General features: G+C 39.4%; 17 protein-coding genes and 1 pseudogene. 11 read left to right on the top strand and 7 right to left on the bottom strand.

The window, feature by feature from the left end:
• A partial coding sequence (locus tag PSH48_RS02420; protein ID WP_273610822.1) for a transposase occupies positions 1 to 208 on the bottom strand: 208 nt, incomplete at its 3' end.
• A 51-nt stretch (positions 209 to 259) separates the two neighbouring features.
• Here PSH48_RS02420 and PSH48_RS02425 point away from each other — a divergent pair.
• The 3 genes and pseudogenes from PSH48_RS02425 to PSH48_RS02435 all read left to right on the top strand — a co-directional run.
• Positions 260 to 694 (top strand): annotated as a pseudogene (locus PSH48_RS02425) (transposase); the annotation flags it as partial.
• Positions 695 to 1,158: 464 nt separating this feature from the next.
• Positions 1,159 to 1,470, top strand: a complete 312-nt coding sequence (locus tag PSH48_RS02430; protein ID WP_273608303.1) for a hypothetical protein — start codon at positions 1,159 to 1,161, stop codon at positions 1,468 to 1,470.
• 95 nt (positions 1,471 to 1,565) lie between these two features.
• A complete protein-coding gene (locus PSH48_RS02435; RefSeq protein WP_273608302.1) occupies positions 1,566 to 1,931 on the top strand; it encodes a hypothetical protein in 366 nt (121 codons plus the stop codon).
• 166 nt (positions 1,932 to 2,097) lie between these two features.
• Here the strand turns inward: PSH48_RS02435 and PSH48_RS02440 are convergent, their stop codons facing one another.
• Complete coding sequence (locus PSH48_RS02440; RefSeq protein WP_273608301.1) at positions 2,098 to 3,129, bottom strand: methionine synthase; 1,032 nt, start codon at positions 3,127 to 3,129, stop codon at positions 2,098 to 2,100.
• A 29-nt stretch (positions 3,130 to 3,158) separates the two neighbouring features.
• Positions 3,159 to 4,133 (bottom strand): DUF1852 domain-containing protein, encoded by a 975-nt coding sequence (locus PSH48_RS02445; protein ID WP_273608300.1) that lies wholly within the window; start codon positions 4,131 to 4,133, stop codon positions 3,159 to 3,161.
• A 555-nt stretch (positions 4,134 to 4,688) separates the two neighbouring features.
• On the opposite strand from PSH48_RS02445, the gene PSH48_RS02450 reads away from it, so the two are divergent.
• From PSH48_RS02450 to PSH48_RS02465, 4 genes are all read left to right on the top strand, one after another.
• Positions 4,689 to 5,702, top strand: coding sequence for a DUF5924 family protein (locus PSH48_RS02450; RefSeq protein WP_273608299.1), 1,014 nt, complete (start codon positions 4,689 to 4,691; stop codon positions 5,700 to 5,702).
• Positions 5,703 to 5,773: 71 nt separating this feature from the next.
• Positions 5,774 to 6,010: a hypothetical protein gene (locus PSH48_RS02455; protein ID WP_273610823.1), complete on the top strand. Its 237-nt coding sequence runs from the start codon at positions 5,774 to 5,776 to the stop codon at positions 6,008 to 6,010.
• A 17-nt stretch (positions 6,011 to 6,027) separates the two neighbouring features.
• Positions 6,028 to 6,483 carry a hypothetical protein gene (locus PSH48_RS02460; RefSeq protein ID WP_273610824.1) on the top strand — a complete coding sequence of 152 codons (456 nt, stop codon included), beginning with the start codon at positions 6,028 to 6,030 and terminating at the stop codon, positions 6,481 to 6,483.
• 76 nt (positions 6,484 to 6,559) lie between these two features.
• Positions 6,560 to 7,465 (top strand): cation diffusion facilitator family transporter, encoded by a 906-nt coding sequence (locus PSH48_RS02465; protein ID WP_029772275.1) that lies wholly within the window; start codon positions 6,560 to 6,562, stop codon positions 7,463 to 7,465.
• Between the two features lie 13 nt (positions 7,466 to 7,478).
• Here the strand turns inward: PSH48_RS02465 and PSH48_RS02470 are convergent, their stop codons facing one another.
• A complete protein-coding gene (locus PSH48_RS02470) occupies positions 7,479 to 8,678 on the bottom strand; it encodes an Nramp family divalent metal transporter (protein WP_024032231.1) in 1,200 nt (399 codons plus the stop codon).
• Positions 8,679 to 9,107: 429 nt separating this feature from the next.
• Here PSH48_RS02470 and PSH48_RS02475 point away from each other — a divergent pair, with 429 nt between their 5' ends.
• Together PSH48_RS02475 and PSH48_RS02480 are read left to right on the top strand one after the other, a co-directional pair.
• On the top strand, positions 9,108 to 9,908 hold the full coding sequence (locus PSH48_RS02475) for a hypothetical protein (RefSeq protein ID WP_273610825.1): 801 nt from the start codon (positions 9,108 to 9,110) through the stop codon (positions 9,906 to 9,908).
• Positions 9,909 to 10,070: 162 nt separating this feature from the next.
• Positions 10,071 to 10,730 (top strand): NADPH-dependent FMN reductase, encoded by a 660-nt coding sequence (locus PSH48_RS02480; RefSeq protein WP_054982492.1) that lies wholly within the window; start codon positions 10,071 to 10,073, stop codon positions 10,728 to 10,730.
• A gap of 60 nt (positions 10,731 to 10,790) precedes the next feature.
• On the opposite strand, the gene PSH48_RS02485 is transcribed toward PSH48_RS02480, so the two are convergent.
• Positions 10,791 to 12,806: a TonB-dependent receptor gene (locus tag PSH48_RS02485; RefSeq protein WP_273610826.1), complete on the bottom strand. Its 2,016-nt coding sequence runs from the start codon at positions 12,804 to 12,806 to the stop codon at positions 10,791 to 10,793.
• Positions 12,807 to 13,041: 235 nt separating this feature from the next.
• On the opposite strand from PSH48_RS02485, the gene PSH48_RS02490 reads away from it, so the two are divergent.
• Positions 13,042 to 14,859, top strand: coding sequence for a protein kinase domain-containing protein (locus PSH48_RS02490; RefSeq protein WP_273610827.1), 1,818 nt, complete (start codon positions 13,042 to 13,044; stop codon positions 14,857 to 14,859).
• Between the two features lie 55 nt (positions 14,860 to 14,914).
• Here the strand turns inward: PSH48_RS02490 and PSH48_RS02495 are convergent, their stop codons facing one another.
• Positions 14,915 to 15,439 (bottom strand): hypothetical protein, encoded by a 525-nt coding sequence (locus PSH48_RS02495; protein WP_273610828.1) that lies wholly within the window; start codon positions 15,437 to 15,439, stop codon positions 14,915 to 14,917.
• 23 nt (positions 15,440 to 15,462) lie between these two features.
• A complete protein-coding gene (locus tag PSH48_RS02500; protein ID WP_273610987.1) occupies positions 15,463 to 16,455 on the bottom strand; it encodes a YHYH protein in 993 nt (330 codons plus the stop codon).
• A 167-nt stretch (positions 16,456 to 16,622) separates the two neighbouring features.
• Between PSH48_RS02500 and PSH48_RS02505 the strand changes: the two genes are divergently transcribed.
• Positions 16,623 to 17,054, top strand: a complete 432-nt coding sequence (locus tag PSH48_RS02505) for a DUF3859 domain-containing protein (protein ID WP_273610829.1) — start codon at positions 16,623 to 16,625, stop codon at positions 17,052 to 17,054.
• The last annotated feature ends 47 nt before the right edge of the window (positions 17,055 to 17,101 follow it).

The raw sequence follows: 17,101 nt of genomic DNA on the forward strand, positions 1-17,101 counted from the left end.
CTTCAGTTGATTGCGTATTAGAAGAGGGTTTAGACGGTTGAGCTTGAGATTTCTTGACCCATGCTCTAAGTGTTTCTGGGGTACATCCCAGTTTATCTGAAATCGATACTAGCGCAGCCCAAAGAGAGGGGTATTCATGCTGTTGTGTGGTAACAAGCCTAATTGCACGTTCACGAAATTCTGATGTATAGCGATTTGATTTTTTCATAGTTCCAGTTTCTCAAGTTATTGAGTCTCTGGCAAACACGGGGCGATTCATATGGCCTATGTCGATTTAAATCCCATTAGAGCTAAAATGGCTAACAAACCAGAAGGATCAGACCATACCAGTGTACAAAATCGCTTAACATGCGCGGCAGAAGGTAAACAACCTAAGCAGTTACTACGTTTTGCAGGTATGCCACGTCAGATTATGCCTAAAGGGCTGCCGTTTGAGCTTAAATCGTACCTTGAACTCGTTGAGCTAACAGGGCGAATAATGCGAGAGGATAAGCTTGGGCATATAAATAATATGACCATTCCTTTGTTAGAAAGGCTTAATATATCGCCAGAAAACTGGTTAAAACTTACCACACAATTTACGCGCGTATTTCATGGTGCAGTAGGGAGGCCCACTTCACAAGCAAGTTACTGTGAAAATTTAAAGCGCAAACGGCGTTCAAATATTAGCAATTGCGAAAAGCTACTCGCATAAATTAAAAATTACTCAGTAAAAATTAAAACTGCAATCTTGCAGTTACTTTCATGCGTGTAATTCAGGTTTGAGAATGCCACTGACTTATTTATTGGATGAAATAAAAGTGACCAAGTAATAAAAAATTAATTCGGCACCCGAGGAGAATGTTTAGTAACATAGTTCAGTTAGCTGATTTGTAGTGGGTGTCAGATTTAATAATTAGTGGGTGTCAGATTTAATATCATCTATTATTTTTTGGGGAGATTACCCCCTTTTACCCTAAATAAAAGCCACTCAAACACTCGTAATCCCTTCAAAACGCCAATTAAAACAATATCAAACACTTCAATCTTCTGCGTAAAAACACAGTAATCAATTGAACCAAAATAGGAACTCAGCTATGGTTTGTTAATCAATAAAAACAAATTTAATAACGAGTTAATCTACAGGCTCATCATATGCCTAAAAAGGAGTTTTAAACAATGAAGCTTTTTCTAATACCATTATCAATAGTTGTTCTTTGTTCTTGCGCTACAAAATCAATTCCAGAAGCTACAAAAACGGAAATGGATAGTGATATAAAAAGATATCTAAATTATAGGAATCAGAAAGCTTATGCAGTTGCCGTGGAAATAGACGGCGCATGGGTAAGTGGCTATGGGTATGGATATCCGAATCAAGAACTCGCCAACAAAAGAGCTTTACTAGAGTGCGAAGTACAAAAACAGTCTCGTAAAATTAGTGCAGACTGTTTTGTTCTTTATGAAGATGGACGTAGAAAAAACGGCATATAACAAAACGCTAAACACGTTCACTGGGACAGTAACGCAGCGGCTCTTCGCAATTATGCAGCTACGTCACTGCTCGTTAGCTTTACAAGGAAAATTTGGTGTTTGATAGGATAAAAATAGCGATGTCAAAGGGGGTTTGGCACGCTTTGGCGTTAATCTTAGTCATGCTGTTAGCTGGGCCAGAAATAGTGGTAAGTATTGAACTTATTGCCATGGTAGAAGTGCTTGGGGCTTCAACCTTTGTATTGATGTATCTCTCAGGTATCAAGCTGTTTTTCTCAAAGGTGTGGGATAAATATAAAAATTTTGAAAAGCATTCAGTTTTCTTTTTTCCAACTTTTCCTGTTTTAAAAAAAATGCCATCACTGATAGTTCATTCTATTCCTGAGCGGACTGTGGTTATTGGAGTTCTTACGTTTATTACTGTTGCAATGATAATATTTTACATACAAATTTTAATTTAATTTAGTAAAGCTAATTAGCACCCTGAATCAACTTTGCTAAACATACGCTTGAGCTTGCAAGCCACTTAGTAGCTATTCGTATTAGTAGCTATTCGTATTAGCGCACTTAATCTTAAAAAAAGTGCGCAGGTTTTATTAATTACATAGCTAGTTTTTAAAGCAAGCTTTACTGCGTTAATAGCTCTTTTCTTACTATTTCCGCGCCTTTACTCAATGCATTAAGCTTAGCGTTCGCAACTTCGCGCGAAAGCGGGGCCATGCCGCAGTTGGTACAGGGGTAGAGTTTGTCGGCATCTACAAACTGTAGGACTTTGCGTAAAGTAGCGGCTACTTCTTCAGGTGTTTCTATTTCATTGGAGGCAACATCAATAGCGCCTACCATTACTTTTTTACCTCTGATCAGTTCAAGTAAGTCCATAGGTACGTGTGAGTTGTGACACTCAAGTGAGATAATATCAATATTTGATTGCTGTAATTTAGGAAAAGCTTCTTCGTACTGGCGCCATTCATTGCCAAGTGTTTTTTTCCAATCGGTGTTAGCTTTAATGCCGTAGCCATAACAAATATGCACAGCAGTTTCGCATTTTAACCCTTCAATTGCGCGCTCTAAACAGGCAATGCCCCAATCGTTTACTTCATCAAAAAATACATTAAACGCGGGCTCATCAAATTGGATAATATCTACGCCTGCGTCTTCTAGTTCTTTGGCCTCTTGGTTGAGTATTTTGGCAAATTCCCAGGCTAGTTTTTCGCGGCTTTTGTAGTGGTCGTCATAAAGTGTATCTATCATGGTCATTGGGCCGGGTAGTGCCCACTTTATAGGTTGGTTAGTTTGCGAGCGCAAAAACTTAGCGTCTTCTACAAATACAGGTTTTTGGCGGCTAACAGGGCCCACTACGCTTGGAACACTCGCATCGTAACGGTCGCGTATTTTTACGGTTTTTCGTTTTTCAAAATCAACACCGTTTAGGTGCTCTATAAATGTAGTTACAAAATGTTGGCGTGTTTGCTCGCCATCGCTCACTATGTCAATACCAGCGAGTTGTTGTGAGTGAAGTGCAATGCGCAGGGCGTCTTTTTTGCCTTCAATAAGTTCGTTGTTTTGAAGCTTCCACGGCGACCAAAGGGTTTCTGGCTCTGCAAGCCATAAGGGCTTTGGTAAACTGCCTGCTGTAGATGTAGGTAATAATGTTTTCATAATAAGAGTGACTCTTTATTAAAATAAGGTTAGACGTTTGCTGATGTAAATTGCTCAAGCACTGATTTATACGGTTTTATAAAATGCTCTTCAGCAAACTTGCCTTGTTCTGCGGCTAATTTACTGCGCTCATCTCTGTCGTAAATAATTTGTGTGAGTGAGTGGTCAGCATTTTTTAAATTAGGCTTAAAGGCGTTACCCGCTTTGGCATTGGCGTTATAAATTTCTGGGCGATAAATTTTTTGAAAGGTTTCCATTGTGCTAATGGTGCTTATTAGCTCAAGGTTGGTGTAATCGTTTAGTAAGTCACCAAAGAAAAACAAGGCAAAAGGTGCGGTACTATTTGCAGGCATAAAGTAACGCACCTGTAGGCCCATTTTTTTAAAGTATTGCTCTGTTAACGAAGATTCGTTTGGTTGGTATTCAATACCTAAAATAGGGTGCTGGTTGGCAGTGCGATGATAGGTTTTGTTATCTGACACACTGAGGCATATAACCGGTGGCTTTTTAAAGTGTTGCTTATAGGTGTTTGAGCTTACAAACGATTGAAATAACTTACCATGCAGCTCACCAAAATTATCGGGAATACTAAATTGTGGTTTATTTTTATTATGTTGCTGCAGTAACACGCTAAAGTCGTAGTCGCGAACGTACGATGAAAAGTTATTACCAACAATACCTTCTATGCGCTTGTTTGTTTTGGTATCAATAATATTCGTTTTTAATATTTCTATAGAAGGAAAGCTTTGGCTGTTTTCATCTAAACCAATATCTACAGAAATAATCTCAAGCTCTACACTGTAGCGCTCAGCGGTTGGGTTATCCCAATTAGCAAGAGTGTTAAAGCGGTTGTTGATCATATTTAGCGCTTTTCTTAAGTTTTGTTGGCGGTGTTCGCCTCGTGCTAAGTTTGCAAAATTAGTGGTAATACGGGTGTTTTCAGCGGGTTGGTAGTTTTCATCAAGGCGCTGACTTTTAATATTAAATGTAATGTTTTTTCTCATGGTGACTCTATCCATATTGTATATTTAAAACCTGAGCCTTTAGCGTGCTCAAAGGGTGGTTTTGTAATAAACAGGCTTAATGCTTATAAGCGCTGGCCGATGGATAATTTATACGTTGGTTGGTGCTTTAATAAAAACGGTTTAATTTCACATAAAACATGAGTTTGATTCATTTATATAAATTAAATGTGTTACTGAGAGAACATAAACCTGTATTTAGGCATGTAAAAAAATAGTGCAGCGTATAATTCGTAGGTGTTTAGACGTCTAGATGTGTTTGTTGTGGTAAATTCACGTTAAGCATTAATAAAATTCAGGCACGGCTGTAACCCTTATTTTAATTAACGCTTAAAGTTACAGTTTTAAAAATTACTGTAGTTTTACGGCGAGTTATAGGCACTTATTAATTAAAAAAGCGGTTAAAAGGGAGTGGTTTTTAATGCAACAACTAAAATAATACCTGCAGGCATCTATGTGTTGTTCATCTAGGCTTAGTTACACTGATTTAACTAACTTGATAATAATAAAGTACATTATGTACGGACACTAAAATAAATGAACAAACTAAAAAATCTCATTACTCAATTTATAGTGGCAATGCAAAAGCGACCAGGGCTATTGGCTGTATTGGCGTTTTGCTCAGGTGTTGCAAGCTATGTAATGGTCGATAGAAAAGAGTCGTTCTCGCAGGTTATTGCCATTGTTTTACTGGTGAGCTGGTTTTGGTTGATCATCGACAATTGGCTACGCGATAAAGTACAAGAGCGCTTTGGGGTCGCCGTATCTCCTAATGTAATGCGCTTTGCACTGCAAATGGTGCAACAAGAAAGCCTATTTTTTGCGTTACCGTTTTTTTTAGCGGTTACCCAGTGGGATCACCCACAAGCACTCTTTACATCGCTGATTATTATATGTGCCTTTATATCGGTAATAGATCCATTTTACTATAAAAAGTTAGCTAAAAACCGCACACTGTTTACAGTATTTCATAACTTTGCATTATTTGTGGTTTTGCTTGTTACGCTACCTATTTTATTAAACCTAACTACGAGCCAAAGTTTAGCAATTGCGCTTGTAACCTCAGTGCTTATTACTTTACCTAGCTTAACAAACTTAATGCCTGATGCGCGCTGGTGGCGTTTTCCTATTTTAGTTTTAATTTTATGCGTAATAAGCGCCGGGGTTTGGCAGCTTCGCAGCTTTGTACCGCCAGCAGCCCTGCGTTTAACCGATATTACCTTGGCACATAAAGTAGATGTTGAGCATAAAAAACCGCTAGGTAGCATTGATACTCTTGATTTATATACACTTCATTATGAAGGGTTATACACATGGACCGCAGTAAAAGCGCCAAGAGGTCTAAACGAAAAAATATTTCATGTATGGATACACAATAAAAAAGAGGTCGACAGAATTACGCTCAATATTAATGGCGGGCGAAAACAAGGCTACAGAGCATGGACTCATAAAGTAAATTTTCCGCATGATGCTAAAGGTAAGTGGCAAGTAAAAGTGATAACTGAGTCGGGACAATTAATAGGACTTACGAAATTTATTGTTACACCTTAACACTATAAATACGCTGATAATCAACTATAGATTTGATACGCTGTTTTTACATTACTTAATGGATGAGTGTTATGAGCATTGCTTTAGATATTGTTATGTGGCTAATGATAGAAACCATTTTAGGGTTTATTTTGTACTCTACCGGCTGTGCAATTTTAAACGTATTCACCTTTGGTACGTTTAAAGCTGACATTAAAGATTACATGAGCTTTAAGGCAAATAAAGCTAAAAACGTTTACCTAATATGTTTGCTTGGCTTTAGCTTTTACGCAGCGTTAATTGGTTTTGTTGCTTACCTAAGCCAATAACTTAGGTTTATAAGTATATGAAGTTTAATAAGCTATTGGTTATAGCAGGGGTTTTAAGTTTTATAGCGTCACTTTTACATATTGCCTGTATTTTTGGCGGCCCTGATTGGTATCGCTTTTTTGGTGCTGGCGAACACATGGCGCAGTTGGCTGAGCAGGGAAGTACGTATCCTACCTTTGTTACTTTAATTATATCAGCCATACTGGCTATATGGGGCATGTATGCGCTCTCTGGCGCGGGCGTTATTTTAAAGCTGCCTTTATTAAAAACGGCTTTAGTATTAATAACAGGCGTTTATATACTAAGGGGGATAGCAGGATTAATAGCTCCTTTTGTAACAACCAGTCAGTTAATTCATTACAACTCCATTGTATTTTGGATTGTAAGCTCAATTGTATGCAGTATTTATGGGCTGTTTTATTTATTAGGTACGCTTAAACTTTTCCGAACACATACCTCATTAACTGTATAAATTAAACACAGCGAGCGCTAAAAATAGATTTTTCACAGCTCAGGTTAATCAAGTTATTTACTATGTAAGGAGCAACATGAGTCACGATCATAGCCATCATATTAGTCACTATAATCGCGCGTTTGCTATAGGCGTTTTACTCAATCTTATATTTGTCGTGATAGAAGCAGGGTACGGTTTTTTTGCCAACTCCCTCGCGCTTTTAGCCGACGCAGGGCATAACCTAAGCGACGTGGTTAGTTTATTACTTGCGTGGGGGGCAAATGTTTTGGCAAGTAAAGCAGCTACCGACAAGCGCACCTTTGGCTATAAAAAATCAACGGTGTTAGCGTCTTTAATGAGCTCTGTTTTACTTATGGCTGCCCTTGCTAGCATAGCTTGGCATGCCATAGAACGTTTTGAAAATCCTCAGCCGGTTACAGGCATGACGGTTATAGTGGTTTCGCTTATAGGTGTGGTAATTAACACATTAACTGCGTTGTTGTTTGTGCAAGGGCAAAAGCACGATTTAAATATTAGAGGTGCTTTTTTACATATGGCGGCCGATGCAGCGGTGTCTTTAGGTGTGGTAATTGCCGGCATTGTTATTTTATTTAAAAACTGGCAATGGGTAGACCCTGTTGTAAGTTTGAGTATTGTCGTGATTGTGTTTATTGGCACATGGGGATTATTTAAAGACTCGCTTAATTACGCCACAGACGCCGTACCCAAAAATATTAGTATAGAAAAACTAAAGCAGTATTTTTTAAGCATTGAGCATGTAACAGGTGTGCATGGGTTACATGTGTGGCCACTAAGTACCACAGAGTCTGCGCTTATTGTTCACTTAGTAACTGACAACAACGCATTAAATAACGACTTTTTAATTGAAGTACAGCACCATTTACATGACCACTTTGACATTGAACACGCCACCATTCAAGTTGAAAGCAGCCAAGGCAGCGCAGGTTGTATGTTTAACCATGGGCATGCTCATGGTTAAACGTTAATTGGTTTTAAAAAATTAACCCAGATAGCTTGTAACAACTTAACGAAAAAATGAGTAGTAGCACGGGTAATATAACCACATTTAAAAGTGTTGAGTTGGTGTATTTTCCCATGACTGATTTTTGATTCACTAACCACACCAAGTACGCGGTAATGATGGGCAGTAGTAATCCATTTGCAGCTTGTGCAAATATAATTACTGCAACAGGGTCAAGCCCCAGTGAGGCCACAAATGCACCAAAAGCTAAAATAGTAATGGCGACTGTTTTAAAACGGGTGTTACTCATTTCGCTTGACCAACCAAGCATTCCACATACCGCATACGCGCCTGCTAATGGGGCGGTTATTGCGCTGGTTAATCCTGCGGCAAATAAGCCAATAGCAAAAAAGTAATGCGCTGCTTCGCCAAGTAATGGCTCAAGTTGCACGGCCATATTTGCTGCACTAATTTTACCGGCATCGGTGCCATAAAAGGCAACAGACGCGGTTGATAAAATGGCAAGGGTGATTACCCCACCGAGCGTAATTGATAAACCTGTATCTAAGTTAGTTTGTTTAATAACAGTGTCTTTATCACTTTTAGAATGATCTTGCGCTGCCAAAACACCAGAGTGCAAAAATAAGTTATACGGTACAATGGTTGTGCCAATGAGGGCTAATACCGTTGTAATTGAACCACTTGGCATTGTAGGTATAAACCCAGCGAGTACTTTAGCCATTGGTGGCGCAGCCATAATTAGGGTAGATATAAATACCAGGCTCATAAGGATCACCAGCAGTATCAATGCATTTTCTACCACTTTGTGCTTACCACTGTATAAAAGAATAGCGCTACATACGGCAATTAACGGCGTCCATATTTGTGCACTTACCCCTGGGAAAATACCAACCAACCCCATACTTGCACCACTGAGGTTTCCGGCTTCATATGCAGCGCTACCTACACCAATAGCACTTATTACTAAAAAACTAGCAAGCGCTTTAAGATAAGGGGTTTTAATGTGTGCACGTAACGCTTGTGCTAAATCTTGCCCTGTTGCTACTCCTAATCGAGCAGCCATAGACTGCAACAAAATAGTGGCAATAACCGAAAAAAGTAATGTCCAAATTAATGCAAACCCAAAGTTTGCACCGGCAACACTTGCCGTTGTGATTGTTCCGGGGCCAATAAATGCGGCTGTTACAAGTAATCCTGGGCCAAATCGCATACTGTTACCTTAATATTTGCTTTTAAATTTAGAACAACGTTTTATTACGTTGAACCTAGATTGCTGCCACTTTACGTGCCATGCAGCGAGAGCCCCACCTTGGCTAATTAACCTTACACTCTGGGTAATTATTTTAATATGATTATCAAAAAGCCGCGTAGGATACCAACTTATATATAGATTTAAAGAGCCAAACGCTTACCTGCTTGTTAATTGAACAATATGCGCGAGTTATATTTATAAATCAGCCATGTGCGTTGTTGGTTTCTCATTTTTATCCTACCTTATAGATTGTAAAATGAGCAAGTTACTTAGTTTTTTAATGATGTGAGCCATTTTTTAAATAAATTGTTTAAAAAGGCATCTTTTTATTGCTGAGCTTCGTTAAATAGCACTATTATGCGCAACTTTTTGGTTTTGGACCTTTTAATGAAAACTAATTTAAAAATCTCTCACTTAATCTGCATTATTTCGCTGGCTTTAGGTACGAGTAAAAGCGCTGCGAATGAATCGCTACAAGAGCTTGAGGTAGGTGTAGGCGGGAATATAAAAAGCGTTGCACACCCTGACCACGCAAATGAAAAATTAAATATTCATATTCATCCTTTATGGGAAAGCCATTATGTGACAGAAGGGCGCGATAACTTGCCTGGTAGCGCCTTAGCGTCTATTGCGGGCGAAATAAATTACAATGACTTTACGTTTATTCCCTGGTTAGCAACAGGCACTGATAATGACTACGATGAGCTAAATTTAAATGCGATTTATTCGACTGAGCTTGCAGAGCACCTAACTTTGTATGCAGGTTACAACCATATAAAAGCACGCGAGGAAGGAGTAAATTCCCATGATAATGAGCTTAGCCTCGATATAAGCTATGCATATGATTGGGATATACATGCAATGGCGAGTATTTACCACTCGTTATCGCTCAGTGGTTCTTTTATAGAGCTGGCAATTACAAAAGAGTATGCATTTAGTGATTTAATGCGATTGGAGCTGCAAACTGCGGCGGGTTTTAATAGTGGTTATGTAAGCGATGGCCACAATGGCCTTAATAACGTAAAACTTGCTGCTAATTTATCTTATCAACTATTAAATAATGTCATGCTATCTGGCTATGCCAGTTACAGCGTTGCAATAAACAAAGATGCTGCACACTATAGCGATGATGAACATTTACGCTCCTTATTTTGGGCAGGGTTTGGTGTTAGTTATCAATTTAATTGAGGGTAGGCTAGGCGTTAGCATTAAAGCGTAAGTGATGGGTGCCACCCTTATTAATTTTTGTTTAGAGTGCTAAAAATTGTGCAAACAAATAAAAGTCTTGCATTTTTAATATGTTTTAGGTTTAAGGTATAGTGGGTACAACACTCAATTAAGGAGGCTTTTATGAAATTTTTAGTTTTTTTAGGCACCGTTAGAGATAGCACACCCCCTAAGCCAGCACGATTAGGAGAGCGAGTAGCTGAGTCATGCCTCAAATGTTTAAACCAGCGCTACAGCGAGCACGAGTTTGAGCTTATAGACGCGCTCGACTTTCCTTCAGAGGATGTATTTAAACCTCATTTTGCCTATGCAAAAAGCCAAGCTCCAGCACATTTAACAGCCTTAGCAGATAAAATTACCCAAGCAGATGGCTATATAATGGTAAGCCCAGAGTACAATCATAGTATGAGCCCGGCATTAGCTGATTTGCTAAACCATTTTGGCAGCTCGTTGTTCTCGTACAAGCCAAGCGCTATTGTCACCTATTCGGCAGGGCAATGGGGAGGATTACGTGCGGCAATTAGTTTACGTACCTTTTTATCTGAACTTGGGTGTTTACCTGTCTCTGCAATGGTTCATGTACCAAAGGCGCAAGAGGTGCTAAATAGCGATGGTTCAATGCAAGAGGGTGAAGAAGAAAAATCGTGGTTTAATTATTATTCGCGTACTTTTAGCCAACTGATGTGGTGGGCACAGGCGAGCAGCCAACATAGTAAAAACGTAGATCCCCACGCTATGTTAAAAAGTTTTAAAACAGCGCCATCTCAGCGAAATGCACCTTAAAAAATGTATTAAGGTGCGCTTTTATATGTATGCTGTTTTTATATACAGTGTTTTTCTCGGTTAAAACAATAAGCTAATTGATAAGCGGGCTGTGCGAGGCTCAATAGGATGAAAGTGGTTATCTTCTACACCTTGTGCAGGCTCGCCCGGTAAGCGCGAAGCGTAGTAGTATTCTATATCGTGATCGGTACTATCAAATAAATTCAGTAGTTCAAAATCGACTTTCCAGTGAGTTTGTTTATAGCTAATAGCACTATTAACTACCGTTAATGGTTCAGATCGAATATCACCAGAGTCAGAAAGCGTACGTTTACCTATGTGGCGAACTCTAAATGATGATTGCCACATTTGACTTATATGCCAATTTAAACCTGCACTTGCAACAACAGGTACTGCGCCTTCTATATAGTTCTTGTCAGAGTTTATATTTAATCTTGAACGAGTAAACGAGGCTTCCATGTCTAGGCTAAAGCGTTCATTAATCCAGTAATACGCGCTTAGCTCTAGACCATAACGTTTTGATGCATCACTGGGCTCTGTATTACCCGCATCACCTACAAATAAAAGCTCTGAGTCGAGTGTAAGCCACCATAAAGCGGCGGATAAATTAACGTTTTGATCATCGGCAAAACGCAGGCCGAGTTCAGCACCTTCACTTTTTACCAGTAAATCTACTTTTTCGGCATTATGTTGGCTAACAGGGTCAATATTAATGGTAGTGCCGCGGGCATCGTTTGAATGAAACGACTGCCCCCAGTTTGCATAAGCGACTAACAAATCAGTAAGTTTATAATTTAAACTGCCTTTAAAGCTTACTAAGTCATCGTTTGCTTTGCCCGAATTTACCTGTGTGATACTGCTTACATCGGTATCAAAATAGTCGTACCGCACGCCTGCTGTTGCCTCTAATTTAGGTGTGAAAAGTATTTTTGTTTGCCAATAACTCGAATAGCTTGTTTGTTTTATGGCATCTTGTCTTATTGTATTGAGTCTCTCTCGCGCTTTAGTGTTATAAAGTCCTACCTTGTCTATATCGTCATGGCGAACCTCAAGCCCAGCAGTGTGCTGCATATTTAAACCAGCAGTAAGGGAGTCAAATTGATAACTTAGCTCACCACCATAAATAGTGCGGCTATCTTGTTGGTTAAACTGATCGCCATTTATAGGGTCGTTTAAAAAATAGCTAAAGTTAGAAAACAGTGTTAAATCGTAATTTATGGCATAAATACTGGTTTTTATATGCTTGCCTTGCCAAACACTTGATAGGCTATAGCGACTCGAACTCCCCCCAAGGGTGGTATCAAGCGACCCTAAGGGTGACGTTATATTTTGTGACACTGCGCGCTGTGGAATTTGATCGGCTGATTGCCATGTGTTGTCGTAGGCCATTGCTGTAATAGATAAATCTCCATTTAAAGCTTTGCCAACATAACGAAGTAGGGCATTTTTTTTATTTACGTTTTCGTTTATATCATCCCATGGGCCATCGTAGCCTTGCCACTCAGCTGCTGCTATTAACTTGGCATTAGATACATCAACTGCACTAAGCACTACTGCACGTTTATAGTTATCTTCACCAATGCTTATCTCTATTTGCTTGTGCTTTAAGTTATTAGCTAAATTAAATTGCGCACTACCAGCACTTGAAAAGTCCCCTTGTGTAGCGCTGTATGATCCTTTTTGGTAATTTATAGTTGAAATAGCTTCTGGAATAATAAAATTAAGATCGGTATAACCTTGCCCGTGTCCATGGCTTCGCATATTTATGGGCATGCCCTCAATGCTGGTGGCAAAGTCGGTGCCATGATCTAAATTAAAGCCTCTAATAAAGTATTGATTAGCCTTACCCGAGCCACTGTGTTGTGTAACCGCCATGCCTGGAATAAGCTCTAACATTTCGGCGCTTCTGAGCATGGGACGCTGCTGTATTTCTCCTTGACCAATAATACCGCTTGAGGCACTGATAGACTCGCCAATTAAACCATCTCTATGTCCATAAACAGTAAGGGTCTCTATATTAGCGAAGCTGCTAATGCTATATAACGTGCTCAGTGTAAGTAAGGCTAATCTATTCATCGCTAAAATCCCTATGTATTTACTATCTAAAATAAGCAGATAATTTAAATACGGCTTAGCTAATCGATTGGATGCAACATTTGTTAGCAAGGTGTAATACTGCATGTTTAGCACTAAGCTAGTTAGCTTTTTAGGTATGAGTAAAAACTAACTGGTGAGTATTGTAATCTGGCTATATAACACTAATAATCATGTGGCTAACTCACTATTTAACCTATAAAACAAAGAGCCTGTATTGAAAGCCAAAGAAATTCGCAATTTTTATATTAACGAAGAGCAATCTGTTTATTTGCTGTCACATAGAGATGCCAAAAAACACCGTCAATGGCTTAATATTTGTATTAAACAACTGAGTGCGCTTGGGTATAAAAATGTAGAGATGATTGGCTCTGGTGCGTTTGGCTTTGTGTTTGCTGGCAATGACGAAAATGCCTTACCTTGGGTGTTTAAGTTCTCGCGTATTACGCTTGCCCAAAGCGTACGCGACCGCCTAGAAGACGAAGCGTATATGCTCTCGCAAATTAATAACCCGCTAGTGCCCACCTTTTATGCTTTTGAGCGTATAAAAAAGCAAGGTATTTTAATGATGGCCCGTGCCATTGGAGAAGACCTTGAAAAAGTATCGCTAAAAAAAGGGCGTTTTAGTGCCGCCCATATTATGCAATTAGCGGTGCGGCTGCGTAATGTATTAATAGATTTGCGTAATCATAAAAATGGTTTAACCCCTCAACCTATAGTCCACGGCGATATTAAACCTTCTAACTTAGTATGGGATGAGCAAAGCGATGCGCTGTCTTTAGTTGATTGGGGAAGCTCTGTTTACGCACAGGTTGATAGTAAGGGTGAGCCTATAGCCAGTAATTTTATGGATTTAATGTCGGGAGATTTAAGCACTACTAATGCCAGAATGGGCGATGTGTATTTTATAGGTGATGCGCAAATGTCGGGTGAGCAGTCATCGCCACGCTTTGATGAACAAGGTGTGGCTTCTACCTTATATGCACTTGCCTCCGCTCAGTCGTGTCGTTTTGGCGCGCAAGCCATTCCTGCAAGCTCACTTGGCTTACCCAAAGAGCTTGCAAATGTAATTGATGGCATGCTGTCTAAAAATAAAACCATACGCGATGGCGCAGGCGATTACTTTATGCGTAACATTACTAAAATGGCTAAGGCGTATTTACCTGAGCTTAAAAAAGCGGAGCCTCGTCCTGCTATTCCGTATTGGTTTGGCAAAGGCGATAAGCCCGACACCGTAGTATATAGCTCGCGCAAACAGTTTTTACGACAAGCCGATCATAATCAGCAATTGCTTGATGTAAACGATGCTCAATTAGATCGCTACTACAAAGAGTTTTTGTTTGATACCGGCGATACCGAAAAAGCCTTTTTGGCTTCAATTAGCCGCCTAGCTAAATACCCGGTAGTGGGTGGATTGAGCTTTCATTGGAAAGATGAATCGTTGTTTGTTGAGTCATCGCTTATTATGCATGATGAAAGTTTAAAAACAGCCTTTACCGATGCCATTAATAATACGGTGATGCTTGCTCAAGCGATAAGTCAAAAAGGTTTATTTAAGTGTTGCTTATTTGATGCGCGTAAAACCATTCAGTTAGAGCGAGATGGCACCGGGGCGTTTAAGTTTGATAACCTCCCTGAGCTTGATTATGAAGTTGTTAGCATGAAGGCAAACGAAATTGCACGTCCACATTCTTACTTTGAAGACGGTAAAGACCCAGATGAGCAGCTGCAACTTCCTAAAAAAGTGATTAGATGCGTGTTTGAGCTAAACCAAATTCATCATACTGGCTGTATTATATTTGAAGCTCTGCCAGATAGAATGAAAATACACCATTACTATCGCTTACTCGATGAAAGCAAAGAAGTAGAGTTTAAACGGTTACTTAATAAATTAATGCAGTATGCAGTTAACATTACTGATGTAGGGGTAGCAGGATTTATGAAGCTTCCTTATAAAAACACTCGCGAATTTTCGCTTTGCGAAAAACAACCAGAGAATTTCTTTCCTAAAAATCCAAAATTATTAGCGCAGTAAAAATAAAAAAGGGCAGCTTAATATTAAGTCTGCCCTTGGCTACTTAATTGTTAGTTTAAAACACTGTGCTAAAAGGCGTACGCGGTGTTAAGGCAAACTGATGAGTCATTTTTTGCTGTTTGTTAGTGGCGGTAATGTGGTACTTATTTAAATCAGAGTTTTGACTAAATAACCTAACGTTTAATTTTAGCTGTGCGCTTATATCGGGCACTGTATATCGGCCCGTAATCGTTATGTACTCAATGTTATTAGTATCAGTATGCGACACTTCAGGGTTTAGTAATAAGCCCTCTAAAGAAAACTTATAATGATGATCGTTTAAATAAACCCCTCGCATTATGGTTTTGCTGATTTGCTCTTTATGGGCGTTAAATTCATCCATAGATACTTTTTTATTTAAATCATCATCAAGGTTATTAAATGCAGAAATAGGCAGCGAGAGCACAATAAAGGCATGGTTATCTATCACGTTTAATGTTCCGTGTTGAGCCACCATTAAATGTGCATAAACAACCGGTGCTATAACAATGTTGGCCACTAAAATAAGTGCAACCAGTGCTTTTTTATGTATTTTCTTCATACTCACTCTGCCTATAAGTAAATTTATAGTTCGCCTTTAACACAGCGTTGAAAAAACGGATAAGTATCGGTTGCATAGTAATGGTATATGCCTTGTGGGAATTCAGGGGTCACACCAAAGCGCCCGTTACACTCATCTAAATCGCCAGAGCCAGCTACATACTCCCAATCTTGTGCAAAAGTTCCCAGTGGATAAATATCGGTAGAAGGGCGGTTATCGCTTACAGTACTAATATGTTGGTAGCTACCTGTCATCACTTTAAGTGACGAACTTGCATCATCCGCGGTGCTATAGCCATAGCGCGCATAAATAGGAAACCCATCAGCCGCCCATGCAATTAGAGTCATTGTTGAGCTGTTGCAGCCTCTAAGGGAGATAAACCCCTCAGGCATGCCATGATAATGATATGTGCCATCGGGCTGTACGTGTGCGTTGTTATCGTCAGTACCAAAACTAAAGGTATCTTGGCTTAGTGCTTCAATACTCCAGTTGCCACTGTTATCGGCAAGCGAGCAATTATCGCCAGAGTCATCACAACTGCCGCCGGTACCGGCATCAATTTTAACGCCATTTAGTACTATGCCTAACACGCCTCGAGGGCCGCCCATTAAGGTTGCGGTATCGCTTTGTATAGGCGTTAACGTAAAGCTCTCACTCACTGTTTGCTCAGAAATGGTGTTTGGATTATCGGGGTTAGGAAACGTGCCCACATCATGATCGGGAATGCCATTAGCGACTACATCGCGTGTTGTACCTGTGCATGCCCAATCAGCAGAGCTGGTGGTTTGCACTGATGTTGAGTCGTTGTATTCATTGTAACTGTATTCACATAGCACTTGCTCGGTTGAGCTGGTGCCACTTATTGCTGTTGTACTTTCACTGCTTGAACTTGTACTTTCATCAGTGGCGGTTGTTAGGTTTTGCTCATCACTGCCACATGCAACAAGAGAAGAAATTGCTGCGCTTAATAACGAAATTTTTAATAGTTTAACTTTATTACATAGAGTGTGATTCATCATACACTGCCAATTAAGTACTAATTGACGCTATTTTTGATCTTAAATGTGCAAGCAATGTGCAAAAATAAATCAACATTGAGTATGTTTGTTAATCAGGTGATTTTACTTAAGCTGCATGTATTATAAAATCAGTGCATTAACAGCCTAAAGTAAAGAATGGTGTAATGGCAAAATCAAAACCTGAGGTGTCGATTCAAAGTTGTGGGATTTATTCTACTTGGGATAGCAAAAGTAAAGCATTGCCACAAATTGAGCAGTTTACTACCAATGTAATTGCCAAGCTTGATGTTGAATTTGGTTTAATAATTAATGTTAAAAAAGCAAAAGGCGAAAAACTTCACTTTTGCATCTATCACCCCGATATACCAGACAGTAATGGCGAAATAATGCCGCCCTTTGAAGGCGTTGAATACATTAAAGAGAACGACTGGCAGTTTTATTTAGGTGATACGCTGTGGGAGCCTATTGAAAATAAATTAGGTGATTGGCGAATGACACTCACCCTTAATAATAAAATTATTGCCGATAAAACATTTAACGTTGCACTTGAAGAGCAAGGCTCTGTTAATGATTTTTGGCGTAAACGAGGTTACTAAGTCCTAAAATTGCAGGGCTAAAAAAAGCCAATATACATTGGCTTTAA

This window comes from Pseudoalteromonas sp. Angola-4, assembly GCF_028599265.1.
GTDB lineage: Bacteria > Pseudomonadota > Gammaproteobacteria > Enterobacterales > Alteromonadaceae > Pseudoalteromonas > Pseudoalteromonas atlantica.